We start from the raw sequence: 23,600 nt of genomic DNA, 5'->3' as shown, positions 1-23,600 counted from the left end.
AAACTCATCCAGGCGTTTTCACGATAGGCTCGGCCAGCGGCCGACCCTCGCCGCTAGTCTACTTAAGTAATTGCAACCAAGACGTTAAGTGTGTTTGCGGCGGGCCTGAACGCGATGCTGCTGATCGCGTCAAGCGCCGGCTCAAGCGGCCACCAAGCAAAGACGGCTGACGGATCCTGATTCTCGGCGTGTGCGGCTGGGCCGAACCAGGGCGCCGAATGGCTGCTGCCAGATTCTGACACGACCGGCTGCTAAAAGGTGGGCGTCTGTCGGAGGACATTACATGAAGAACTGGATCGCCGTCGCCTCGGCCCAGCATGTCCGGATTGGCCGAGCGCACGGCTTCATGCAGGTCTGCCACGGCAAGGGCGGCCCGTTGCGCCGGATCTCGCCGGGCGATCACGTCGCCTATTATTCGCCGACCGAAACTTTTGGCGGCAAGGATCGGCTCCAGACCTTCACCGCGATCGGCGTGGTCGAGCCGGGCGTGCCTTACCAGGCCGATATGGGCGGCGGTTTCCGACCGTTTCGCCGCGACGTCGCATGGAGTGACGTCGCCGAGGTGCCGATCCGGCCGCTGCTCGAAAGCCTCGCGTTTGCGCGCGACAATCCGAACTGGGGCTACAAGCTGCGCCTCGGCCTGTTCGAGATTTTGACTGAGGACATGGAGCTGATCCGCCACGTGGCGATGTCGAGCCGGCCGTTGCTGCTGGTTTGAACGCGTCGACACAGACATTCCAACAAAAAGCCCGCATCGCTGCGGGCTTTTCCTCTCACCAGCGATGGCCGCCGTAATAGCCGTGTGGCCTGCCGTGATAGATATGTGGCCGCGGATAATGGCCGTAGCTGCGATAGTACGGGCGATAGTAGCCGTGAGGTCGCCAATGATGGTGCGGGCCGCGCCAGTGATGATGCCGGCCTTGTGCACTGATGTCGGTCGGTTGGCCGGCCTGCATATGCGGCTTTGCCGCGGTTGTGGCCGCGGCGTTCGCCGCGGATGAACCTGCGAGCGCCGCAGCCGCAACAGCTATCGCCACAAAGAGACTCTTCATTCCGTCACTCACTCCAATTGATGTGTGAGGATACAACGGGATGAGTCACCTGCGCGTTCCGGCGACAAAGTGCCGCCTTGCTGGGCGCTATGCCGGCGCAGAATCGCCGCAAAGCTTAACGCGCGGCATCACGGATGCGGATCGGGAAAGCCGTGCCGCTCGGTGAGCGCAGCCAAAATCTTGTCCTTGTCGGCGATGAACGCGCGACCCTGATGGCTGCCGGTCTGATGCGGCGATGTCGCCCCGTCAGCGAGCACGAGCAGCGGCAGCCATTGATTTGCTTCGCCCACGAGATCGATGACGGCCTGTCGCGGTCGCGGCCAGGCGATGCGTTCGACGTCAAGTCTTTCGGCGAGATCGGGAAAGGAGGTCAACACGCCCTCGATCAGTGCGCAGTGCCAGCAATAGAAGTTTCGGCCCGGATAGTCCGGATCGGCAAAGCCGGGGCGCAAGAGAAACAGTCGGTCGCGGGTCATGGACATCAAGCCCCTGGTGCCGAGGTCTCAGAATACTATGGCAGGGAGCCATACAACACATTCGCAGCTAACGTCTGAACGTGTTGGCTGCCCGGCGCGACAGATGCACAAGATTCGCGTCAAGAGTTTTGTCATGAAGCGCGCCGCCATCCTCTGCATCGCCTCGTTGTTCATCCTGCATGCGGGCGCCGCGGCCGCGAAGTCGATCACCTGCTCCTACCCGCAGGACCAGGAGCTGACGTTCGAGGTGCCGAAAAAGCAGGGCGGCCTGCCGCCGATCGACTTCGACTACCCGTCAAAGGTCACGCTGTTCAGCTTCCGCGACGACAATCTGTTGGTCGTCGCCATGGACGAGTCGGACAAGAGTCGCGTCCGGGTCGTGATCTCGGCGCAGCGCGACAAGGCCAAAGGCGTCTATGCCGGACAGATCGTGACCGATCTCGGCGGCAACCAACTCATGCTCGACAACGGCCCCGTCACCTGCAAGGTGAAGGGGTAACGCCGGCATTGCCGAGGATCAAGGTCGCGCCCACTGGCCGGGATCACTGTCGATCTCTACATTGGCGATGGCACCGCGGGATGATTCCATGGCCGATCTCACCGCTGACACTCTAGATCGCCCGCCCACGCTGGCCGAGGTGATGACGTTGCCGCAACTGTTGCGCTGGCGCGTCGCGCTGACGCCGGGCCGGGAGGCCTTTCGGCAGTACGATGTGACGGCCGGACGCTGGGCGAGCTATTCCTGGCAACAGATCGATGCCGAGATCGAGCGCTGGCGCCGGGCGCTCGCCGTCGAGGGTTTTGCAGCCGGCGAGCGGATTGCGATCCTGATGCCCAACGGCATCGCGCATATCGCGATGGACCAGGCGGCGCTGTCGCGCGGTCTCGTGCCGGTGCCGATGCACGCCGTCGACAACCCCGACAGCATTGCCTACATCCTCGGCGATTCCGGCGCGCGCCTGCTGTTCGTGGATACGCTGGAGCGCTGGCAGGCGATCCTTGCGACCGGGCAGCCAATCCCGGGTCTCGGGCGCGTCGTCTGCGCGAATCTGTCCGGAATATCGGATCCAGCGTGCACTGACGCCCGCGTCGTCGCGCTCGACCGCTGGCTCTCTTCGCAGGCCGGTGGCCCCGCGATGGTCGATATTGCGGTCCGGGCGGACGATCTCGCCGCCATCGTCTACACCTCAGGTACCACCGGACGGCCGAAGGGGGTGATGCTGTCGCACGGCAACGTCGTTTCGAATGTGAAGGCGATCGCCGGGCGCATCGCCGCCTTGCCCGACGATCTGTTCCTGTCGTTCCTGCCGCTCTCGCATACCTTCGAGCGCACCGGCGGCTACTACTACCCGATCGCGGCGGGTGCCTGCGTTGCCTATGCGCGTTCGGCGGCGCAGCTTTCAGAGGATTTGAAGCATGTGCGGCCGACGGTGCTGAACTCGGTGCCGCGAATCTATGAGCGGTTCTTCGCGCTGATCATGCAGCGGAGCGCATCAATGAGCCACGCCGAGCGCACACTATTCGATCTCACGCTCACGGTTGGCGGGCGTCGCTTTGACGCGCGGCAGGGCAAGCGCACGCCCTCGCTGCTTGACCGAATGGCCTGGCCGATCCTGAAGCGCCTCGTCGCCGACAAGGTGCTGTTGCAATTCGGCGGTCGCCTTCGCGTCGCCGTCTCGGGCGGCGCGCCGATCGCAGGGCCCGTCATCCGTCTCTTCCTCTCACTCGGGCTCGACGTCCTGCAGGGCTACGGCATGACCGAGACCTCGCCGGTCGTCGCCGTCAACACCGCCGAGGACAACGACCCGCGGTCGGTCGGCCACGTCCTCGACGGCATCGAGGTCAAGCTCGGCGAGAAGGACGAGCTGCTCGTCCGCGGCCCCAGCGTGATGCTCGGCTATTGGCGCCGCGAGGAGGAGACGCGCCGCGTCAAGGAGGCCGACGGCTGGCTGCACACCGGCGACCAGGCGCGCATCGAACACGGGCGCATCACCATCACCGGCCGCATCAAGGACATCCTCGTCACCTCCACCGGCGAGAAGATCGCGCCGGTCGATCTCGAAACCGCGATCCTCGCCGATCCTCTGTTCGAGCAGGCCGTCGTGATCGGCGAGCAGCGGCCTTTCCTCACGGCTGTCGTGGTGCTCAATGCCACGGCGTGGGAGCAGGAGCGACGGAGGCTCGCTGGGCTTGGTAAGCAGGGCGAAAGCGGGGAGCGTGCCGCTCTGCTCGCACGGATCGCCGCGGCCGTGAAGGACTATCCGGCCTATGCGACGCCGCGTGCGGTGTCCTGGTCGCTGGAGCCGTGGACGATCGCGGCGGGACTGCTGACGCCGACGCTGAAGAACAAGCGCCCGGCGCTGGAGCGTCACTTCGCTGCAGAGATCGAGCAGATCTATGCAAAGAAGCCGGCGGCGGCACCGCGGCCGAAATAGATCTGATCTCGCGCAAGCCGAAGAGGTGGACCAAGCGTCCGGCGCGCCTACTTGAATGGATCCTGGATCGACGGCGAGGACTGCCGGACGCGGCGCACGCTCACCGGCGTGCCGTCGGAGACGAACAGCAGCTCGTACCTGCGGCCCTCATTGTCGGTCGCGGTGCAGGTGATGTTCGAGACCTGCTTTGCCGCGAAATTGCCGGTCTGGCGGCAGACGCCGGTGGAGATCTGCTCGGCCGGCACCGGCAGGCCGTCGACCCTGGGCCGGTCCTTGGAATTGAGCAGCATGCGGTCGATCGGCAGCTCATAGGAATTGTCGTCGGCGCGCTTGCCGTTCTCGCCGGAGAACGAGACGATGTGGCTGTCGTCAGCGGGATCGTCGACCGCGACCGCGAAATTGACCCGCCCTTTGTCACCATGGGCGTAAGCCACCGTCTTGCAGGCGAACTCGCGGCCCGCGATCCGCAGGGTTTTGCACTGTCCCGACATCAGTGCCAGCAGGTCGATGAAGGAGTTTTTCGGCTCAGCCTGGTCGTTGACCCGGATGGGGGCGGAAGACCCGGCAAAACAAGGAGTTGCGAGAGCGATCAGGCTCGCGGCCAGAACCGGTCGGAAGCGGCGCATGATGAGGCTCGCATCGCGCGTGGCGGAAACGGAAAAGTTCCGTGCATCAACCATCGAACCACCAATTGGTTGCGATCCCGTTTGTTGAGCGAAGCACATGCCCGTCTGCAATACCACCGCGCCCATCCGCCGGCGATTCGCGAAAACCGCCTCAACCCCGTCCCGGCGCGCACTTGCCGTCAGGGCCATGTTTTTTTCGTGGCAAAGCTTGTCGCCGCCCCCGCCCTCCGGCAGTCTTTCCGGAAATCTACGGGGAGGCTTCGCATGGCCGAGGTCATCCCAAGCCGCGTCGCCGCAAGCCCGCAGCGGTCCTGATGCGCCATGGTCACTTCCTTTAAGCCGTCCGCGCGCGGCGGCCCTCGATCGGATAGGCCGGGTCGTTATAGCCCGGAGTCGAAGGATGGCCCGAGGTGACCAGGGTGTCGATCAGCGCTTCGTCCTCTGCGGTGAAGCGATAATCGAGCGCACGGATGTAGTCGTCCCATTGCTCCTCGGTGCGCGGACCGGCGATGACAGAGGTGACGAAGGCGGAGTTGAGCACCCAGGCAACGGCGAACTGGCCGGCGGTGATGCCCTTCTTCTCCGCATGTTGCTTGATCTCCTGCGCGAGCTTGAGCGACTCGGGGCGCCACTCGGTCTGCATCATGCGGGTGTCGTTGCGCCCCGCGCGCGTCTCCTTGTCGGGCGGTGCATCGGGGCGGTATTTGCCTGTCAGCACGCCGCGCGCCAGCGGGCTGTAGGGCACGATGCCGAGGCCGTAATAGCCACAGGCCGGGAAGTGCTCGACCTCCGGCATGCGGTTCATGGCGTTGTAATAGGGTTGGCTCACCACGGGCCGGTCGATGCCGAGCCGGTCGCAGATGTTGCAGATCTCGGCGAGGCGCCAGGCGCGATAATTCGAGACGCCGAAATAGCGCACCTTGCCGGCGCGGATCAGGTCGCCGATGGCGGGTACCGTTTCTTCGAGCGGCGTCGCATGATCTTCCTTGTGCAGATAGTAGATGTCGATGAAATCGGTGCCGAGGCGCTTTAAGCTCTCGTCTGCCGCCTGCAACACCCAGCGCCGCGACAGCCCGCTGCGGTTGGGATCATCGCCCATGGGGTTGGCGAGCTTCGTGGCGAGCACCCAGGCGTGACGGTTGTTGGCGATCGCGCGGCCCACCACCTCTTCCGAGCCGCCCTTTGAATATGCGTCCGCCGTGTCGATGAAGTTGACGCCGGCCTCGCGCGCCTTCGCGATGATTTTTGCGGAATCGGCTTCACCGGTGGGACCGCCGAACATCATGGTGCCGAGGCAGATCGGCGAGACCTTCAGGCCACTGCGGCCAAGCTGGCGGTGTTGCATGGGCTATTCCTCAACGTGTTCGTAGGCACCAGCATAACGATCTCGCTCCGTCATTGCGAGCGCAGCGAAGCAATCCAGCAATGCCGCCGCGGGAGATGCTTCGCTGCGCTCGCAATGCTGAACTTTCGGCACGCCTTTGCCATTCTCTCAGGCGTCATCGCCCGCCTTGTGCGCAACTGCGCACTGGAGCGGGCGATCCAGTATTCCAGAGACAGCGACGTGATACGGAGAAGCCGCGGCGTACTGGATTCCCCGCTTTCGCGGGGAATGACAGCGGAGTGTTTTGCGGCCTACTCCGGCCCCTTCAGGATCTTGAACACGCCGTTCGCCATCACGATGCAGCGGTCGTCGACGGTGACTTCGGTGTTCATGAAGATCAGGCTGCGGGTCGAGCGCACCACGCGCGGGCGCGAGATCAGGATGTCGCCGATCGTTCCGGCCTCGACGAAATGGGTGTCGAGCTGCACCGTCGCCATGTACTGCTTGCCGGTCACGTAACGCGCGGTCATGCCGCAGGTGCGGTCGGCGAAGGTCATCGTCACGCCGCCCTGCACCATGCCGCGGCGGTTGTGATGCTTGTCCTGCGTGATCAGCGCGAATTCATACTGGCCGTCGATCTGGCGCTCCCACAAGGGACCGATGAGGTGCATGAAGCCGGTGGTTTCGACAACGGTCCAGCCATCGTGCTTGAGTCCAGCGGCGGCCTTGTCGATCATGTCCGGGTCCGTCTGTGAAAGCAGAGCATCTGCGCCTCATTTCATCAAGCGCGCTCCTGGTGTAGTCAAGCATCATGAGACCATTCGACGATGCCACACGGCGGAATATTGCCAGTGCGTGCGCGACCTTTGCGCGCCTGCCCGACGCTGGCGAGCCGCTGGCGCTGAAGCGCGCGGCGGTTGCGATTGCGCTGACGGCGGTGGGCGAAGGGAGCGACACGGCGCTGCTGCTGACCTTGCGTGCATCTCACCTGCGCGCCCATCGCGGGCAATGGGCCTTGCCCGGCGGGCGCTGCGATGCCGGTGAAACGCCGGTCGCGGCGGCGCTGCGCGAGCTCGACGAGGAGCTCGGATTGAGGCTCAACGCGGATGCGGTGCTCGGCCTCTTGGACGACTACCCGACCCGCTCCGGCTATCTGATCACGCCGGTCGTGGTCTGGGCCGCCGACAACGCTCCGATCATCCCGAACCCGGACGAGGTCGCCTCGGTGCATCCTATCGCGCTTGACACGATCGAGCGCGTGGACGCCTTCGACTTCGTCGCCATCCCCGAAAGCACGCGGGGCGTGATCCGCTTCCACCACGAAGGCAGCCTGATCCACGCCCCGACCGCGGCCCTGATCTATCAGTTCCGCGAGGTGCTGGCGGGGCGCACAACCCGCGTTGCCGAGCTGGAACAGCCGGTGTTCGCCTGGAAATGACCTTAGAAGTAAACGGCAATTTAACCTGACAGTCACGCGGTGCTTGCTACAAGGGCACCATGCATCACCAACCGATTCGGCGCGCCCTGACGCTTGCACCGCTCGCGCTCGCCCTGCTCGTGTCGCCTGCGCCCGCGCGCGATTCCTCCGCACTGCCGCCGGCCGTCAGCAACGCGATAGCGCAGGCCTCGCCCCTGGCCATTCTCGAATATCGGCGCCGCCTTCAGGAGTATCAGGAGGCGCGCGCGGCTTTCGACGCGGAGGCTGGTGCCTATTGGGGCGCAATCTCCGAGAAACGCCGCACCCGCAATGCCAAGCGCCGCAGCGGTCAGCAGATCACGCTCGACGACTACGTGCTGGAGCAGCCGCCGCTCTATACCGGGCCGAAGCGGCCGGTGAATCCGGAACCCACCGAGGAGCCGGAGCCGCGCCTGCGCAAGCCGATCCCGGTCGTCGCCGATCTCCTGCGCGCAGCGCAGGATCTCTACCAGTTCACGCCGCAGCGGCCGGCGAGCGAGGTCGAGTTCAAGCGCGCCTACGCGCGCTATGCGGTCGCGTTCGGATTGACGCGCGAGCAGGCGGTGCGGGTCTATTCGTTCGAGACCGGCGGCACCGGCAATCACGATGTGCAAGCGGGCATTGAACATGGCGGCAAGCGCGCGATCTCGACCGCGATCGGCTATAACCAGTTGCTCACCACCAACAGCGTCGAGCTGCTTGCCGAGCAGGGCCATGAGTTGATCCGCGCGCTCTCCGAGAAGACCGCGCAGGCCTCGGGTCCCACGCGCAAGATGCTCGAACACAAGCTCGCGGTGTTGAAGAAGATGGTGGCGCAGGCGAAGTCGGTGCCAGACACCTGGTCGGAGCATGAGAAGATCGGCGACACCGCGCAGGGCTGGGCCATGCACGCGATGGTGCTCGATATCGACGTCGGGCCAATGCTTCAGACCCACAAGCTGCTCACTTCCGTGCTGTTCGCGCGCGCCAAAGGTTATAACCGCCCGCTCACCGCCGCCGAGCTCGAGATGATGAATCTCACCGGCGACGGCACCGGGCTGGACATGGTGACGATGCCGCAGGCGATGCGCGAGCAAGTGCCAACCTCGAACTTCTTCCAGCGCGGCGGCTACGAGCGCAACCCGGTCGCGATCCGCCACAACACGGTGGCGAAGCTGCTGGCAGTCACGGACGCGCGGATGGACTCGAACAGTAACAATGCTGGGGCGAGGGAGCTCGCGGGGGTGTTTTAGCACACCGTCGTCCCGGACAAGCGGAGCGCAGATCCGGGATCCATGACCACAGGATGTGGTTTGGCGAAGACTCCTGGTTGCCAGCCTCGCGCCGCAACTACTCCCTGGGGTTATGGGTCCCGGGCTCGCGCTTCGCGCGCCCCGGGACGACACCGAATGTGGGTTTACTGATCCGGGCCGAACTTGAATCGACCGTCGCCCTCGAGGTACGGGCCGGTACGCATGTAGAGCTGGCCGTTCTGGCCGATGAAGAACAGCGTGCCCCGCGGCACCTTCTTGGCGCCCTTCAGGAGCTCGCCGGCATTGCTGGTGCCCATCTTGTAGGAGAAGGTCTTGCCTTCCTTGTCATAGGCATAGCCCATGTCGGGCTTCAGCTCCCACGGCGTCGCGGCGGTCTGCGCGACAGCCGGTGCGGCGAGTGCCCCGAACATCGCCGCGGCCATTAAGGCCCTCGTTGGAAATCCAGTCATCCTCATCCTCCCCATAAGCACCTGATTGTCGTTCCGAACAAATCACGAACGGTCTTCGCCGGTCAAATACGCGCGTCGATCGCAACGCACCACGTCCCGTTCAACGGGTTGTCGTGCCCAATCACATCCTGGCCAGCAGTTTGTGATTTTCCCTTGGTCCCCTCGCGACTATGGTCCGCTTTCCGTCTAGAACGCAATTCGACAAAGAGATTGGGTAGGGATGATTCGAATGAACCATGTCATAAAAATTTGCTTGTCCGCCGCATTTCTGGTGACACTCGCGCCCGTCGCCCATGCCGATGACTACCAGCTCAGTCACAACCAGCGGATTTCCTGCAGCCGCGGCCTTGCCCCGGGCAAGCTGAACACCGCAACCTGCAGGTCCTACACCTATCTCTTCAACACCAAGACATCGGAATATTTCCGTTGCCAGGTCTCGCTGGCGCTGACCCGCGACAACAAGGAAGTCATCAACGTGCAGACCGACGGCGGCTGCACCAAGAGGCCGCGCATCTTCGAGACGGACGGCCATTACGATTTCGATGCGACCGAGACCGAGCCCCCGAATACCAACTCGTTCTTCGGCCCCGGCGGCTATTCGGTCTGGGCCGCCGACATGACCACGCAGAAGGTCCGCGGCTGCATCACCATCTCCTCCGGCCTCGGCTCCGACATCTCCAAGTGCCTGGACATGACGTTCCAGTGAGGCTTGCCAGTAAGGCTTGCCAGTGAGGATGAGGCACGCTCGCTCGATGCGTTCGAGCGAGCCGCGTTCAAACGCTGCCTGCGCCATGTCGCCGCACCTTCCAAAGTTTCCTTAAATTCTCGTCGAAACGGCTGTTTCGCGCAGCCCTGTTTTGCCTTTTGGATGGGTTGACCCGCTCCCCTCGCCCGGCCAATTTCGCCGCCGGTTTGGGGAGAAGAAAATCATGAAATTGAAGTTGATCGGCGCTGCCTCGGCTCTTGCTCTGGCGGCGTCGGTGTCGTGTGCGCAGGCACAATCGTTCATCAACGTGCTGACCGGCGGCACCTCCGGCGTCTACTATCCGCTCGGGGTCGCGATCGGAAAGATCTACGGCGACAAGATTCCGAACGTGAAGACGCAGGTGCAGGCCACCAAGGCGTCGGTCGAAAATCTCATCCTCTTGCAGCAGGGCCGCGGCGAACTCGCGTTCACACTCGGCGATTCCCTCAAGGCTGCCTGGGACGGCGAGGAGGAGGCGGGCTTCAAGACCAAGCTCGACAAGCTCCGCACCATCGGCGCGATCTATCCGAACTACATCCAGATCGTCGCGACCGCCGAGAGCGGCATCAAGACCCTCGCCGACCTCAAGGGCAAGAGCCTCTCGGTCGGCGCGCCGAAATCCGGCACCGAGCTCAACTCGCGCGCCATCCTGGCTGCCGCCGGCATGAGCTACAAGGATCTCGGCAAGGTGGAATATCTGCCGTTTGCCGAATCCGTCGACCTCATGAAGAACCGCCAGCTCAACGCGACGCTGCAATCGGCCGGCCTCGGCGTTGCCTCGCTGAAGGACCTCTCGACCTCGAGCCCGATCACCGTGGTTGCGGTGCCGAAGGAAACCGTCGACAAGATTGGACCGCCCTTCATCTCGGCCGTGATTCCCGCGAACACCTATGCCGGGCAGGACAAGGACGTGCCCACGGCGGCGGTGGTGAATTATCTCGTGACGAGCTCTGCGGTCTCTGACGATCTCGCCTATCAGATGACCAAGTTGATCTACGAGTCGCTGCCCGAGCTCGCCAACGCGCATGTCGCAGGCAAGGAGATCAAGATCGAGACGGCCGCCACCGGCAGCCCGGTCCCGCTGCACCCCGGCGCGATCCGCTATTACAGGGAAAAAGGGCTGATCAAGTAAGCGGCTTTATCCGTATCGTCATGCCCGGGCTTGTCCCGGGCATCCACGTTCATCGAGGCACCGTAAGACGTGGATGGCCGGGACAAGCCCGGCCATGACGGTGTGGTGAGAGCGACGACGATGTTGTAAACGTTGGTCCGGGCGGGGGCGATTTGAATGCTAGAGAAGGTGGAGGGCGCGGATGCGCCCATCAAGGTCGAATTCGACAATTTCGAGCATGGCTTTCCGGAAGGGTTCGGGCCGGGCTGGTGGGGCCAACTCGCCTACTGGATCGGCATCGCGTTTGCGGCCTTCCAGCTCTACGTCGCCGCCTTCAACTATCTGCCGAGCCAGGTGGTGCGCGGTGTCCATGTCGGCTTCCTCCTGCTGCTCACCTTCGGCCTGATCGGCAACTTCACCGCCAGAAACGATGTCGGCCGCGCGCTCGGCTGGCTGATCGGCGGCGCCGGCTTTCTCTGTGGCCTCTATCAATGGATCTTCTATGCCGATCTGATCGCGCGCGACGGCGATCCGACGCGGGTCGATCTCGCTGTCGGCACGCTGCTCGCGATCCTCATCTTCGAGGGCACGCGGCGCCTGATGGGTGCGGCGCTGCCGCTGATGTGCGGCGCGTGTCTCGTCTATTGGTTCTTCGGCCAGTATCTGCCGTCGCCGCTCAACCATCGCGGTTATGACTTCGACCAGATCGTCACGCATCTGTCCTTCGGCACCGAAGGTTTCTACGGCGTGCCGATCTACGTCTCGGCGACCTACATCTTCCTGTTCATCCTGTTCGGCTCGTTCCTTGAACGCGCCGGCATGATCCAGCTCTTCACCGACGTCTCGCTCGGCCTGTTCGGCCGCACCCGCGGCGGCCCCGCCAAGGTCGCGGTGTTCGCCTCGGGCATGATGGGCACGATCTCCGGCTCGGGCGTCGCCAATGTCGTGACCGTCGGCCAGTTCACGATTCCCCTGATGATCAGGTTCGGCTATCGCCGCGCCTTTGCTGCCGGCGTCGAAGCGACTGCCTCGATGGGCGGGCAGATCATGCCACCGGTGATGGGCGCGGTCGCCTTCATCATGGCCGAGACGTTAGGGGTCCAGTACTCGGAAATCGTCAAAGCGGCAGCGATCCCGGCGATGCTCTACTTCGCCTCCGCGTTCTGGATGGTGCATCTGGAAGCCGGCAAGCACGGGCTCACCGGCATGAAGCGCGCGGAGATCCCGAGCGCCTGGAAGGCGCTGGTGACACGCTGGTATCTCGTGCTGCCGCTCGCAGCGCTCGTCTACATGCTGTTCGAAGGCTTTACGCCGCTCTATGCCGGCAGCATGGGCCTCGCACTGACGGTGACGCTGATCCTGGGGGCCAGCATCACGGCGGGGGCATCGGCAATGGTGATCCGCTACATCTTCTGGATCGGGCTCGCGCTCGTCGTCGCCGCGCTGTCGCGTGACGGCCTCCAGATTGTGCCGGTTTCAGGTGTCGTCGCCGGGCTGATCGTGATCACGGCCTTCGTCCGCGGCGGCCTCGCCTCCTTGCGCGCCTGTCGCGATGCGCTGGCCGAAAGCGCGAAATCCGCCATCACCGTCGGCATGGCTTGCGCCATCGTTGGCGTCATCATCGGCATGATGTCGCAGACCGGCGTCGGCACAATTTTTGGTGGCTGGGTGATCGGGCTTGGTGAGAAGAGCCTGTTCCTGGCGCTGATCATGACCATGCTGCTGTCGATCCTGCTCGGCACCGGCATTCCGACGATCCCGACCTACATCATCACCGCTGCGCTCGCCGCGCCCGCGCTGGCAAAGTTGGGGGTGCCCCTGATCGCGAGCCACATGTTCGCGTTCTACTACGGCATCATGGCCGACCTCTCGCCGCCGGTCGCGCTCGCCGCGCTCGCCGCGGCCCCGATCGCGAAGGAGAATCCGGACAAGATCGGCTGGGAAGCGATGCGCATCGCGCTTGCCGGCTACGTCATCCCCTTCATCTTCGTCTATTCACCGGCGTTGATGCTCCAGGCCGGCGATCCCATGGCCGCCGAGCTCGGCTTCTACGGCGCAGTTGTGCTCGCGACCTTCAAGGCGCTGGTGGCGATCGGCCTGTTCGGCATGGTCGCGATCGGTTTTCTGTTCACGCGGCTGTCGCTGCTCGAGCGTGCGCTTGCGCTCGGCGCGGCACTCTGCCTGCTCGGGGATTTTGCCTTCAGCGATGCCGCAGGCTTCGTGCTGACGGCGGTGATCGTGCTCTGGCAATGGCGGCAGCGCCCGCCGGCTGCGATCGAGGCGGTGTGAGCCTCTGCCTGCTATCTGCGGGAAGCGTGAAGGCGCTGGCGCTCACAGCCTTTACGCTCGTCTGGACGCATTCGATCGAGAAGGTCGACTGGCAGGAAGACTGGCGCGTGACACCTGGGGGCCTCGAGCTCGTGCAGGCGCGCGTCAAAGGCTCCGGCGCCGGCATGGAGCCGCCGCCCGACGCGCGGCTCACCGGCGGCTGGTTTCAATGGCAGCCGAAGCGGGCACCGATACATGAGGTCGTGCTCGGTAATTCCGGCGCGGCCGGGGAATGGCGGTTGTGTCATGACGGGAAGTGCAGGACTCTTTCGGAGATTGTCGGCCATCCGATCGGTGCTAACGTCACCAAGATGAAAGTCTGCGACGATCCGTAGCCCGGATGAGCGCAGCGATATCCGGGAACGGCGGCCCCGGATATCGCTTCGCTCATCCGGGCTACAAAGAACACCAGGGAGAAACGCGATGGATCGGCTCAAGGGCAAGGTTGCGATGGTGGTCGGCGCCGGCTCGATCGGACCGGGCTGGGGCAACGGCAAGGCGACCGCGGTGACCTTTGCGCGCGAGGGCGCGTCGGTATTTTGCGTCGATCGCAGCGGCGCGGCCGCCGAGGAGACCGCGAAGATCATCACGAGCGAGGGTGGCAAGGCGGCCGCCTTCACCGCCGACGTGTCGCGCGCGAGCGACATCGAGGTCATGGTCGCGGCGTGCCTGAAGGTCTATGGCCGCATCGACGTGCTCGACAACAATGTCGGCATCGCCGAGATGGGCAGCGTGGTCGAGGTGACCGAGGAGAGCTGGGACCGCGTCTTCACCGTCAACCTCAAGAGCGCCTACCTCGCCATGAAGCAGGTGATCCCGGTGATGGCAAAGCAAGGCGGCGGCTCGATCATCAACATCTCCTCGATCGCCTCGATCCGCCACATGGGCCTCTCCTACGTCAGCTACGGCACCTCGAAGGCCGCGATGAACATGATGACGCGCACCACCGCGGTCGAGTTCGCGCGCCAGCATATCCGCGTCAATGCGATCCTGCCCGGCCTGATGAAGACGCCGATGGTCGAGCATTCTGCGGGGCTCGCGGCAAGCTACGCCAAGGGCGATGTGGAGGCGATGTGGCGCGCCCGCGACGCCCAGGTGCCGATGGGCCACATGGGCGACGCCTGGGACGTCGCCAACGCCGCACTGTTCCTGGCATCCGACGAGTCGAAATACGTGACCGGCATCGAGCTCATCGTCGACGGCGGCATCACGTGCAAGTCGGGGGCGTGATTGCCAGATACACCCTCCGCTGTCGTCCCGGACAAGCGCAGCGAAGCGGAGCGCAGATCCGGGACCCATAACCCCAGGGAGTGGTTTGGCGAAGATTCGTGGTTGCCAACTCGCACCACAACTCCTCCCTGGGGTTATGGGTCCCGGCCTTCGCCGGGACGACATCGCGCTTGTGGCAGCACCGCGCGCATCATCCTCCCGCGCTTAGCTCCGCCCGATCCAGCTCCTCCTCGAGCGTGTGAAACGCGTCGTCGCCGATCACCTCGGTGGCACGCAGGTCGAAGATGGTCTTGCGGGCCGCGCCGATGGCGCGGCGGCGCAGAGGATCGGCGGGCAATTCGCCGCTGGCGACGCCGCCATTGGGATCGTTCTCGGCCCGCATCAGCACCGCGCGATATTCCAGCCGCAGGATCTCCGCCTCTTCCGACGGATCGGCGTCGATCTCGGCGAGCGCGGCCTGATAGGCGAGCGCGCGTCCGCGCGCGACCTCGCTGGAGACGGGATCATCGTCCTTGAGGTCGAACGCCAGGATCAGCGGCCGCAGCGTCAGGCCCTGGATCACCAGTGATCCCAGCACGACGGCGAAGGCGATGAACAGGATGAAATCGCGATAGGGGAAATTCTCCGGCAGCGCAAAGGCGGTGGCGAGCGTGACGAGGCCGCGCATGCCGCACCAGGCCACGATGATGCCGCCCTTGGGCGAGGTTACGGCTTCCGGGTCCTTCGGGCAATAGATGCCGTACGCGACGAGTATGCGCAGGATCGTGCGGTAGGTCATCACCCAGGCGAGCCGCACCAGGATCACCGTGAGCAGGATCCACGCCGCCGCCACGAAATACTCCCAGCGCACGTCCTCTGCGAGGCGCGACCAGATCGGCTGCACCTGCAACCCGATCAGGATGAAGGCGAGCACGTTGAGCACGAACACGGTCGTCTCCCACACCGCGTAGGACGGCACCCGCAGCCGCGCCGGCATGCGTGCCGGCGCGGCGCGCGCGACAGTCATGGCGTAGACGACGATGGTCAGGATGCCGGAGAGGCCGAGGTGCTCGGCGCCGATCCAGATCATGAAGGTCGTGGCGAACTGCACGATGATCGCGCTCGGCGCTTCCGTGATGCGTGTGATGAACAGCGGCATGATGCGCGCAGCGAGATAGCCGGCGACGATGCTGCCGCCGAGCGCGAGCGCGACCGTCGGCGCGATCTCGCTCCATTTCAGATGTTCCATCACCACTGCGCCGACCGCGATGCGATAGATCAGCAGCGCACTCGCATCATTCAGCAGGCTCTCGCCTTCGAGCACCTTGACCATGCGATAGGGCAGGCGGACCTGACGCAGGATGGCGACCGCAGCAGCCGCATCCGGCGGCGCGACGATCGCGCCGAGCGCGACCGCGGCGGCCCAGGGCATATCGGGGACCAGCCGATGCGCCACCAGCGCGACACCGGCCGTGGTCAAGCCGACCGCGGCGACCACGAGCGTCGAGACCGGAACCCAGTTGTTGCGGAGATCGCGCAGCGAGGTGTCATAGGCGGCATCCAGCAGTACCGGTGCGACAAAAAGCGCCAAGGCGAGATCGGGCTGGAGCGCCCAGGATGGGCTCTCGGGCACGAAGGCGAGCAGCGCGCCGCCGATGGCGAGAAAGGTCGGGTAGGGGACCTTGATCCGCCGCGCCAGCGCCGATAAGGCAACGGCGCCGAGCAGAAGTGCGATGATCCATTCGAAGGTCGACACGAGATATCCTTAAGAAGCCGTCGGCGGCACGATGCGATAGGCTAGGGCGCGATGAGACTAGGATGAATCGTCATCGCGCTTCAGGTTTTTGTTTGAGCATGATCTTTCGGAAAACCGCTTCACACTTTTCCGGATCATGCTCTAGCATCAATCCGGCTGTATAGTGGAGAGCGTCTCCACGACGCGAGAATTTCCGACTGCAACGACGATGCGCCGATCCATTCTGATTCCGAGCCTCTGCACCGCCATGATCCTGTGCGCGCTGCCGGCCCATCAAGGCCGGGCCGCGACCGGCGGTGAGCCGGCCACAGTCACGCAGATCGACATCGCGCCGTGCCTCGCCGCGACGGCGGCGGATGATGTCGAGAAGGCAACCTCGGCCTGCGCCGAAGTGATCGACAACGAGAAGACCGCCAAGCCCGATCTGGTCAAGGCGCTGGTCGCGCGCGGTGCGCTGCTTGCACGGCACGACCAGATCGATCGCGCCATCGCCGATTACAGCCGCGCGCTTCTGCTCGATCCCTCGCTCGCCGACAGCTTCAATGCGCGCGGCGAACTCTGGCTGAAGAAGGGCGACCGACCCAAGGCGGTGCAGGATTTTGGCGCGGCATTGCGGATCAATCCGAATCACGAGAAGGCCAGGGCCAACCACAAGGCGATGGCACAGGAACTCGAGCGCCTCGGCGCGCAGATGGCGGTCGCCGGCAAGCCGAGCTTCAACTGCGCGCGAGCCCGCCGCGCCGTGGAGAAGGCGATCTGCGGCAGTCCCGAGCTTGCCGATCTCGACCGCGAGATCTTTGCCGCCAACGCGCGCGTCATGCGCGAAGCCCATAGCCCCGCGGAAGCCAAGACCTTCCAGCGCGAGCAGGACGATTTCATCGCCCGCCGCAACGCCGAATTCGGCCGGGCGGGGTATGATCTGAAGAAGACGATGAAGGACCGCTTGCAGCGGCTGAACGGCGTGGATGGGTACTGACGCAACTTCGCCTCTCCCCGCCTGCGGGGAGAGGCCGACGCGCCAAAGCGCGGCGGCGAGGGGGAGCTTCAACGAGTCCGACTGTCACCGTTTTGCGGAGGCAGCCCCTCACCCCAAGAGGGAGTGCAGCACCCCCGCGGGCGCGGTCTGCCTCAACTCATCCCGCCCCAGGCGGAATGTTCGGCGAAAGACCCATCCTTTTCAGCTTGAACCGCAGCCCGTTCCCGGGAAAATACTCGCCAAACATCGCCGGCAATTGACCCTGATCATGGCGGAACGGCGTTTTCGCCGTCAGGTCAAAGCCAGCGAACAAGAGAAAACGGGAGCCGGATATGAACGTCCAGGGAAGCCTCGAAGGGGAGAGCCGATATCACGAGATCCATGCACGCTCGCTGGCCGACCCCGAAAGCTTCTGGGCGGAGGCTGCGCAGGAAATCGACTGGATCGAACCTGCGAAGAAGGTTTTTGATCCCACCCAGGGCACCTACGGCCGCTGGTTCGCAGGCGCCGTCGTCAACACCTGCTACAACGCGCTCGATCGCCACGTCGAACGCGGCCGCGCCGAACAAGTCGCGCTGATCCACGATTCCCCGCTCACGGGCAGCGTCACCAAATTGACCTATGCCGAACTCCTGAAGGAGGTGCAGGCACTCGGCGCCATCATGCAGGATTTCGGTGTCGCGAAGGGCGATCGCGTTCTCCTCTACATGCCGATGGTGCCGGAGGCCGTGGTCGCCATGCTCGCCTGCGCGCGCATCGGCGCGGTGCATTCGGTGGTGTTCGGTGGCTTTGCCGCCAAGGAGCTCGCGACCCGCATCGACGATGCACAGCCGAAGCTGATCCTCTCCGCAAGCTCTGGCATCGAGCCGGGCCGCATCGTGCAGTACAAGCCGTTGCTCGACGAGGCGATCAAGCTCGCGGCGGCGAAGCCAAAAGCCTGCATCATCCTGCAATGTCCGCAACATGTCTGCGAACTCACACCAAGCCGCGACTATGACTGGGCGAGCCTGCGTCGCAAGGCGCTGAACGACGGCAAGCGCGCGCCTTGCGTACCGGTCGCGGCCACCGATCCGCTCTACATCCTCTACACGTCGGGGACGACCGGCATTCCCAAGGGCGTGGTGCGCGACAATGGCGGGCATCTGGTCGCAGTGAAATGGTCGATGTTCAATCTCTACGGCGTCAGGCCGGGTGAGGTCTGGTGGTGCGGCTCCGACATCGGCTGGGTGGTCGGCCACAGCTACATCGTCTATGGCCCGCTGATCCATGGCGCGACCACGGTCATGTATGAAGGCAAGCCGGTCGGCACGCCCGACGCGGGCGCATTTTGGCGCGTGATATCGGAGCACAAGGCGGTGGCGCTGTTCACCGCGCCGACCGCCTTCCGCGCGATCCGGAAAGAGGATCCGGATGGAAAATTCATCCGGCAATACGATCTGTCGAAATTCCGCACCCTGTTCCTCGCCGGCGAGCGCGCCGATCCACCGACGGTGGAGTGGGCGGAAGAGCAATTGAAGGTGCCTGTCATCGATCACTGGTGGCAGACCGAGACCGGCTGGTGCATCGCCGGCAACCCGGTAGGCCTCGGTCAGTTGCCGGTGAAACATGGCTCACCGACGGTGCCGATGCCGGGCTATCAGGTCGACGTCGTCGATGAGGCAGCCAAGCCCGTTGCCGCCAACACCATGGGCTCGATCGTCATCAAGCTGCCGATGCCGCCGGGCTGCCTGCCGACGCTGTGGAATCAGGACGCGCGCTTCAAGGAAGCCTATCTCACCGAATTCCCCGGCTACTACAAGACTTCCGACGCCGGCTACAAGGACGATGACGGCTATGTCTGGGTCATGGGCCGCACCGACGACATCATCAACGTCGCTGGCCACAGGCTTTCCACCGGCGGCATGGAGGAGATTCTCGCCTCGCATCCCGATGTTGCCGAATGCGCCGTGCTTGGCATCAAGGATGCGATCAAGGGCGAGGTGCCTTGCGGCTTCCTGGTGCTGAAGGCGGGCGTCAAGCGCGCGCCCGCCGAAATCGAGAAGGAGATCATCACGCTGGTGCGCGACAAGCTCGGCCCGGTCGCCGCCTTCAAGCTCGCCATCACCGTCGGCCGACTGCCCAAGACCCGCTCCGGAAAAATCCTGCGCGGCACCATCAAGAAGATCGCCGACGGCGAGCCCTGGACCATGCCGGCCACCATCGAGGATCCCAAGGTGCTGGACGAAATCGAGGACGCGTTGAAGGGGAGGGTGTGAGGCCGAAGGTACTCTGCGCGCGTGGCGGGACGTCGTAGCTGCTCCGCTGTCATTCCCCGCGAAAGCGGGGAATCCAGTACGCCGCGCCCTCTCCGTATCTCTCGGGGTCTATGGAATACTGGATGCCCCGCCTTCGCGAGGGCATGACGAAAGCACGTTACGGGACTTACAATTTCCTCATTCCGCGCTACAGAGTGCCGGCAAATCGAGGATACCTTATGCCCATCACGACCGCGTCGCGCCTTCTCGCTGCTGCTTTGCTTGCGCTGGCCCTGTCCGCGTGCGCCGCGCGCAACCAGGCGCCGGTGGCGATGGGTAACGACGATGACGACGCCGTCTGCCAGAGCCGAGGCTATGCGCAGGGCTCGCCCGAATACGTCGCCTGCCGCAAGGACCGTGATGTCCAGCGCAGCGCCGCGACGGCTCGTGCCGATCGCCGCCAGCGCGATCTCGGTGAGTACATGCTCAACCATCCGGAGCGGCCGTAAGCCGTTCCGGTCAACGGAGGCCGTCATGAACGAGGACCAGTTCAATACGTCCTTGCGCAAATTCCTCAAGCAAGTCGGCGTCACCTCGCAGCGCGAGATCGAGAAGGCCGTGCGCGATGCGATCGCGGCGGGCAAGATCAAAGGCCACGAGAAGCTGAAGGCGAAGATGGTTCTGACCATCGACAGCGTCGGGCTCGTCCACGAGGTCGACGACGCAATCGAGCTGGGCTGATCTGTCGCCTGAGCACTTCCTCTTCTCAGCGGTCATCGCCCGCGAAGGCTGCGGTTCTTGGCGATCCCAGGCAGGCCTCGACACAAGCTTGAGCCAGCGCGTCCGTTGGATCGAGCAATCGGGCCCGCAGTTTATCCTCGACCTCGGCAAGGGCCAGCGGAATTTCCGTGCAGGCCATCGCCACCAGCGCCGCGCCGCGTTCGATCAGAGTTTCGGCTTGCCGGCGCAGGATCGCGGCAGCTTCGTCGATGCGTCCCGCCTTGACCAGGCGAATCGCCTGCATGATCTCGGCCTGCGCCCTTGGCTGCGGTATCAGGCAGACGTAACCGCGCGCAGCGAGTTGCTTCTGGTAGACCTCGGCATGCACGGTGCCGTCGGTCGCGAGCACGCCGATCGTCGTGCCGATAATTCCCTTACGCGCGAGCGTGTCGGCTACGGCATTCACGATGTGCAGGATGGGCACCGACGTCTCCTGCTGGAGCGCGTCGTGCCAGTAATGTGCAGTGTTGCAGGGGATGGCGATGCAGCTTGCGCCGGATCGCTCAAGGCGGCGCAATGCATCCAGCATGGCCGGGAAGGGATCGCTGGCCTGGCCGACGATCGCGGCCGTTCGGTCCGGGACGCTGGTGGCCGAGCAGACGACCATCTCGATATGATCCTGGTCGCAGGTTGCCGGCGTGTTCTTGATCACCTTGCCCATGAAATCCACGGTGGCCATCGGACCCATGCCACCCAGCACGCCAAGCATCGCGATCTCCTCGTTCAGGGCGCGATGATGCGGGCATGGTCCGGCCAAATCCAATGCCGAGTCAGACAGACATATTCGAATTCTGCATAGTTTCCGACGCAAGCGATCGCGCGCCGTTCCAGACCTTGTCGACGATCGGACGGGTTCGTCGCGCGCTGCGATAGAGCCTGACCTCGAGGGGAATCTCGGGGCCGACGGTGACGAGCAAGGCCTCCTCCAATTCGGAGGCAACGAGGCTGCGTGGCAGCCAGGCCAGACCGTGCCCCTCCAATGCCATGAACTTGAGGGCATCGGCCATGGCATTCTCGTTGGTGTGGGCGACATGGACTGGTGGCGCTCCGGCCTGGGCCTGGGCGAAGGTCGCAACCCGCCCGAGAAACGAGTTCGAGGTGTAGCTGAGCAGCGGCAGCGGGACGGCGTCGTCCGCACCCCGATCCAGCGTCGCGCTGCGAACGGCAACAAAGCTGTCCTCGCCAACGACGATATGGGGATAGAGCTCCGGCTCGAGCGGTACGGGCACGTTGGGGTGGTGGAAGGTGAGTAGGAAATCGTAGCTCCCTTCGACGATGGCCTGCAGGCAACTATGGAAATCGTCCGGCAAGAGGCGGCTGCCGATCTCTCCCACCTGCTGCTCGATCCTGCGAAACCAGCGCGGAAAGAACCGGAGGGACAAGGTATGCAGGGCCGCGACCGAGACCATTTGCGTGCTTGGCCGTGTGCTGGCCTGAAGGTTGAGACGGCTCGCATGCAGCATGCGCACCGTCTCTTCCGCCGTCTCGAGGAATTGACGGCCTTCCGCGGTCAGCGCTGTTGGGTAGCTGCTGCGATCGATCAAGGACACGCCCAGCCATAGCTCCAAAGCCTGGATCCGTCGGCTGAAGGCAGACTGGGTGACGTGCCGCTCCTCGGCGGAGCGCGAGAAGCTGCGCGTCCGGGCAAGGCTCAGAAAGTCTTCCAGCCATTTCAGCTCCATGATGTCAGCCTTTCCGTCCGAGCCGGGTCGGCAGCAAGCATGCCCCCTTGTCCCTCCGAAATCTATGCAAAGTCGGAATAACGCGTTCCCAACTAGCATTGGACCGCGCCCCGGTCATGCAAGGAAAGTCGCCAGCGTCCGATCGAGCGCGGATGATTAGATCAGCGCACCCGTCCGAGGTGCGTCCACACCAAGGGAGGGAATGAGGAAATGGCGATCAACGTCGGCAATTCGTCTGCGCGGCCGAACCGGCTTACCAGGACCATCCTGCTCAGCTTGCTGCTCGGCGTCGTGGCCGGCTACGTCTGCCATGTCCTGTCTCCCACGCCCGAGGCGGCCAAGACCATTGCCGGCTACTTCTCCATCGTCACGGATATCTTCCTGCGCATGATCAAGATGATCATCGCGCCCCTGGTCTTCGCCACGATCGTGTCCGGCATCGCGAGTCTCGGTACGGACGGCGCGGCCCTGGGACGCATCGCGGCCCGATCCATGGGGTGGTTCATCTCGGCCTCCATCGTCTCGCTCGGCCTCGGCATGCTGTTCGCTAACCTGTTCGCGCCTGGCCACGGCCTTGCGCTGCCGCTGCCGAACGCGGGCGTCTCCACCAATCTCCCGACAGCCGGGCTCAATCTGAAGGATTTCATCACCCACGTCTTCCCGACCAGCGCCGTGCAGGCGATGGCCACCAACGAGGTGCTCCAGATCCTGGTGTTCTCGGTGTTCTTCGGCTTCGCGCTGAGCAGGTTGAAGACTACGCATGCGGGGATCATCACCGTTGCGGTCGACGAGCTCGTGCAGGTCATGCTGCGCATCACCGATGTCGTGATGCGATTTGCGCCGCTCGGCGTGTTCGCCGCGATTGCCGCCGTGATCACCACGCAAGGGCTCGCCGTCCTCCTGACCTATGGCAAGTTCATCGCCACCTTCTATCTCAGCCTCGTGGTGCTCTGGGCCGTGCTCGTCGCCGCAGGTGTGGCCGCCTTGGGTCGTCCCGCCTGGGACCTGATCAGGCTGCTGCGTCAGCCGATGCTGCTCGCCTTTTCGACCGCCAGCAGCGAGGCTGCCTATCCGAAGATGATCGAGCAATTGACGAAGTTCGGTGTGCGGGAGCGCATCGCCGGCTTCGTGCTGCCACTCGGCTATTCGTTCAACCTGGATGGCTCGATGATGTACCAGGCGTTCGCCGCCCTGTTCATCGCCCAGGCCTACGGTATCGAGATGAGCGTCCTGCAACAGGCGACGCTCCTCCTTGTCATGATGGTCACCAGCAAGGGCATCGCCGGCGTGCCGCGCGCCTCGCTCGTGGTCGTGGCGGCGACCATACCCATGTTCGACCTGCCGGCCGGCGGCATGCTTCTCATCATGGGCATCGATCAATTCCTCGACATGGGCCGCACCATGACCAACGTCATCGGCAACGGCATCGCGACCGCCGCAGTCGCCAAATGGGAGGGCGAGCTGACCGCAGTCGCACGAACGTCCCCAGCCCAGGCCGCGCCGACGGCACTTGTCGTGTCAGGTTCGGCTGCGAGCTAAAGCATGATCCGGAAAAGTGCGAAGCGGTTCTCCGAAAAGATCATGCGTAAACAACAACCCAAAGCGCGATGACGATTCATCCAAATCTCATCGCGCTTTAGTGGTGGGTTACGCTTCGCTAATCCACCCTACGGAGTTTCCCGTCCACGCTGGCTCGCGCGAATGGCGT

At 64.2% G+C, this 23,600-nt stretch carries 24 protein-coding genes; 15 read left to right on the top strand and 9 right to left on the bottom strand.

The features are described 5' to 3' along the window. The first annotated feature begins 283 nt into the window (after nucleotides 1-283). Nucleotides 284-718, top strand: a complete 435-nt coding sequence (locus Q3C01_RS04235; protein ID WP_458144067.1) for an EVE domain-containing protein — start codon at nucleotides 284-286, stop codon at nucleotides 716-718. Nucleotides 719-773: 55 nt separating this feature from the next. Here Q3C01_RS04235 and Q3C01_RS04230 read toward each other — a convergent pair whose 3' ends face one another. Beyond that, a complete protein-coding gene (locus Q3C01_RS04230) occupies nucleotides 774-1,052 on the bottom strand; it encodes a hypothetical protein (RefSeq protein WP_458144066.1) in 279 nt (92 codons plus the stop codon). 128 nt (nucleotides 1,053-1,180) lie between these two features. Next, on the bottom strand, nucleotides 1,181-1,528 hold the full coding sequence (locus Q3C01_RS04225; protein WP_458144065.1) for a DUF3088 domain-containing protein: 348 nt from the start codon (nucleotides 1,526-1,528) through the stop codon (nucleotides 1,181-1,183). 133 nt (nucleotides 1,529-1,661) lie between these two features. On the opposite strand from Q3C01_RS04225, the gene Q3C01_RS04220 reads away from it, so the two are divergent. Next, nucleotides 1,662-2,027, top strand: a complete 366-nt coding sequence (locus Q3C01_RS04220) for a hypothetical protein (RefSeq protein WP_458144064.1) — start codon at nucleotides 1,662-1,664, stop codon at nucleotides 2,025-2,027. An 88-nt stretch (nucleotides 2,028-2,115) separates the two neighbouring features. Beyond that, complete coding sequence (locus Q3C01_RS04215; RefSeq protein ID WP_458144063.1) at nucleotides 2,116-3,963, top strand: AMP-dependent synthetase/ligase; 1,848 nt, start codon at nucleotides 2,116-2,118, stop codon at nucleotides 3,961-3,963. A gap of 47 nt (nucleotides 3,964-4,010) precedes the next feature. Here Q3C01_RS04215 and Q3C01_RS04210 read toward each other — a convergent pair whose 3' ends face one another. From Q3C01_RS04210 to Q3C01_RS04200, 3 genes are all read right to left on the bottom strand, one after another. After that, the gene (locus Q3C01_RS04210; RefSeq protein WP_458144062.1) at nucleotides 4,011-4,589 is read right to left on the bottom strand and encodes a hypothetical protein; all 579 of its coding nucleotides are present in this window, start codon (nucleotides 4,587-4,589) and stop codon (nucleotides 4,011-4,013) included. A gap of 334 nt (nucleotides 4,590-4,923) precedes the next feature. Next, on the bottom strand, nucleotides 4,924-5,934 hold the full coding sequence (locus Q3C01_RS04205) for an aldo/keto reductase (protein ID WP_458144061.1): 1,011 nt from the start codon (nucleotides 5,932-5,934) through the stop codon (nucleotides 4,924-4,926). A gap of 290 nt (nucleotides 5,935-6,224) precedes the next feature. Then, the gene (locus Q3C01_RS04200; protein WP_458144060.1) at nucleotides 6,225-6,650 is read right to left on the bottom strand and encodes a PaaI family thioesterase; all 426 of its coding nucleotides are present in this window, start codon (nucleotides 6,648-6,650) and stop codon (nucleotides 6,225-6,227) included. A 74-nt stretch (nucleotides 6,651-6,724) separates the two neighbouring features. On the opposite strand from Q3C01_RS04200, the gene Q3C01_RS04195 reads away from it, so the two are divergent. Next, on the top strand, nucleotides 6,725-7,351 hold the full coding sequence (locus tag Q3C01_RS04195) for an NUDIX hydrolase (protein WP_458144059.1): 627 nt from the start codon (nucleotides 6,725-6,727) through the stop codon (nucleotides 7,349-7,351). A 59-nt stretch (nucleotides 7,352-7,410) separates the two neighbouring features. Further along, the gene (locus Q3C01_RS04190; RefSeq protein ID WP_458144058.1) at nucleotides 7,411-8,601 is read left to right on the top strand and encodes a hypothetical protein; all 1,191 of its coding nucleotides are present in this window, start codon (nucleotides 7,411-7,413) and stop codon (nucleotides 8,599-8,601) included. A gap of 164 nt (nucleotides 8,602-8,765) precedes the next feature. Here the strand turns inward: Q3C01_RS04190 and Q3C01_RS04185 are convergent, their stop codons facing one another. Then, entirely contained in the window at nucleotides 8,766-9,044 is a 279-nt protein-coding gene (locus Q3C01_RS04185; protein WP_458144057.1) for a hypothetical protein, read from the bottom strand. Nucleotides 9,045-9,300: 256 nt separating this feature from the next. Here Q3C01_RS04185 and Q3C01_RS04180 point away from each other — a divergent pair, with 256 nt between their 5' ends. The 5 genes from Q3C01_RS04180 to Q3C01_RS04160 all read left to right on the top strand — a co-directional run bounded on the left by Q3C01_RS04180 (nucleotide 9,301) and on the right by Q3C01_RS04160 (nucleotide 14,485). Beyond that, a complete protein-coding gene (locus Q3C01_RS04180; protein ID WP_458144056.1) occupies nucleotides 9,301-9,777 on the top strand; it encodes a hypothetical protein in 477 nt (158 codons plus the stop codon). Between the two features lie 223 nt (nucleotides 9,778-10,000). Further along, entirely contained in the window at nucleotides 10,001-10,948 is a 948-nt protein-coding gene (locus Q3C01_RS04175) for a TAXI family TRAP transporter solute-binding subunit (protein WP_458144055.1), read from the top strand. Nucleotides 10,949-11,104: 156 nt separating this feature from the next. Next, nucleotides 11,105-13,216 carry a TRAP transporter permease gene (locus tag Q3C01_RS04170; protein WP_458144054.1) on the top strand — a complete coding sequence of 704 codons (2,112 nt, stop codon included), beginning with the start codon at nucleotides 11,105-11,107 and terminating at the stop codon, nucleotides 13,214-13,216. Next, the gene (locus Q3C01_RS04165) at nucleotides 13,177-13,590 is read left to right on the top strand and encodes a DUF1850 domain-containing protein (protein ID WP_458144053.1); all 414 of its coding nucleotides are present in this window, start codon (nucleotides 13,177-13,179) and stop codon (nucleotides 13,588-13,590) included. Before Q3C01_RS04170 ends, Q3C01_RS04165 begins: the two co-directional genes overlap by 40 nt. 88 nt (nucleotides 13,591-13,678) lie before the next feature. Continuing rightward, nucleotides 13,679-14,485, top strand: a complete 807-nt coding sequence (locus Q3C01_RS04160; protein ID WP_458144052.1) for an SDR family NAD(P)-dependent oxidoreductase — start codon at nucleotides 13,679-13,681, stop codon at nucleotides 14,483-14,485. A gap of 190 nt (nucleotides 14,486-14,675) precedes the next feature. Here Q3C01_RS04160 and Q3C01_RS04155 read toward each other — a convergent pair whose 3' ends face one another. Then, entirely contained in the window at nucleotides 14,676-16,220 is a 1,545-nt protein-coding gene (locus Q3C01_RS04155) for a cation:proton antiporter (protein ID WP_458144051.1), read from the bottom strand. Between the two features lie 247 nt (nucleotides 16,221-16,467). Here Q3C01_RS04155 and Q3C01_RS04150 point away from each other — a divergent pair, with 247 nt between their 5' ends. From Q3C01_RS04150 to Q3C01_RS04135, 4 genes are all read left to right on the top strand, one after another. Then, nucleotides 16,468-17,196, top strand: coding sequence for a hypothetical protein (locus Q3C01_RS04150; protein WP_458144107.1), 729 nt, complete (start codon nucleotides 16,468-16,470; stop codon nucleotides 17,194-17,196). 332 nt (nucleotides 17,197-17,528) lie between these two features. Next, nucleotides 17,529-19,451 (top strand): propionyl-CoA synthetase, encoded by a 1,923-nt coding sequence (locus Q3C01_RS04145; protein WP_458144050.1) that lies wholly within the window; start codon nucleotides 17,529-17,531, stop codon nucleotides 19,449-19,451. Nucleotides 19,452-19,669: 218 nt separating this feature from the next. After that, on the top strand, nucleotides 19,670-19,939 hold the full coding sequence (locus tag Q3C01_RS04140) for a hypothetical protein (RefSeq protein WP_458144049.1): 270 nt from the start codon (nucleotides 19,670-19,672) through the stop codon (nucleotides 19,937-19,939). 25 nt (nucleotides 19,940-19,964) lie between these two features. After that, on the top strand, nucleotides 19,965-20,171 hold the full coding sequence (locus tag Q3C01_RS04135; protein WP_458144048.1) for a DUF6494 family protein: 207 nt from the start codon (nucleotides 19,965-19,967) through the stop codon (nucleotides 20,169-20,171). A 25-nt stretch (nucleotides 20,172-20,196) separates the two neighbouring features. On the opposite strand, the gene cuyB is transcribed toward Q3C01_RS04135, so the two are convergent. Next, nucleotides 20,197-20,919, bottom strand: coding sequence for a cysteate racemase (gene cuyB, locus Q3C01_RS04130; RefSeq protein ID WP_458144047.1), 723 nt, complete (start codon nucleotides 20,917-20,919; stop codon nucleotides 20,197-20,199). A 61-nt stretch (nucleotides 20,920-20,980) separates the two neighbouring features. After that, a complete protein-coding gene (locus Q3C01_RS04125; protein ID WP_458144046.1) occupies nucleotides 20,981-21,892 on the bottom strand; it encodes a LysR family transcriptional regulator in 912 nt (303 codons plus the stop codon). A 210-nt stretch (nucleotides 21,893-22,102) separates the two neighbouring features. Here Q3C01_RS04125 and Q3C01_RS04120 point away from each other — a divergent pair, with 210 nt between their 5' ends. Continuing rightward, a complete protein-coding gene (locus tag Q3C01_RS04120; protein ID WP_458144045.1) occupies nucleotides 22,103-23,431 on the top strand; it encodes a dicarboxylate/amino acid:cation symporter in 1,329 nt (442 codons plus the stop codon). Nucleotides 23,432-23,600: the final 169 nt, after the last annotated feature.

This window comes from Bradyrhizobium sp. UFLA05-109 (assembly GCF_054185165.1).
This window is presented reverse-complemented; position numbering and strand designations above follow the sequence as displayed.